The organism is Peptococcaceae bacterium 1198_IL3148, from assembly GCA_036763105.1.
GTDB lineage: Bacteria > Bacillota > Desulfotomaculia > Desulfotomaculales > Desulfohalotomaculaceae > JBAIYS01.
This window is the reverse complement of the sequence record JBAIYS010000048.1, coordinates 1-430: the sequence shown is the minus strand read 5'-3', so window position 1 is coordinate 430 and position 430 is coordinate 1. Positions and strand designations below refer to the sequence as shown.

The following is a 430-nucleotide window of genomic DNA, read 5'->3' as shown; positions in this document are numbered from 1 at the left end:
TAGGCATCCGCCATGTGCCCTTTCTATCTTGACCTTTTTCGGTGAAATTGTAAGTTCTACCTAAATTTTTGTTTAACTTACAACCTCTTTTGGCTTTTCTTTCTCGCTGTGCAGTTTTCAAGGAACAAATGGTGGAGACGAGCGGGATCGAACCGCTGACCCCCTGCTTGCAAGGCAGGTGCTCTCCCAGCTGAGCTACGCCCCCAGGCTTTTTTAGGATTTTAATGGTGGGACTAGGTGGACTCGAACCACCGACCTCACGCTTATCAGGCGTGCGCTCTAACCGGCTGAGCTATAGTCCCAAAATCCCTCAAAACTAAACAGTTGTTAAGAGATGGATGATCGACCAGAGTTCTCGTTTTAACGAGGTACTCCTTAGAAAGGAGGTGATCCAGCCGCACCTTCCGATACGGCTACCTTGTTACGACTT

2 tRNA genes and 1 rRNA gene are annotated in these 430 nt (G+C 48.4%); all 3 read right to left on the bottom strand.

The features are described from left to right. Positions 1 to 129: 129 nt before the first annotated feature. Positions 130 to 205 (bottom strand) — tRNA-Ala (locus V6C27_14835). A 20-nt stretch (positions 206 to 225) separates the two neighbouring features. Beyond that, a tRNA-Ile gene (locus V6C27_14830) sits at positions 226 to 302 on the bottom strand. A gap of 77 nt (positions 303 to 379) precedes the next feature. Continuing rightward, positions 380 to 430, bottom strand: a 16S ribosomal RNA gene (locus tag V6C27_14825); the annotation flags it as partial.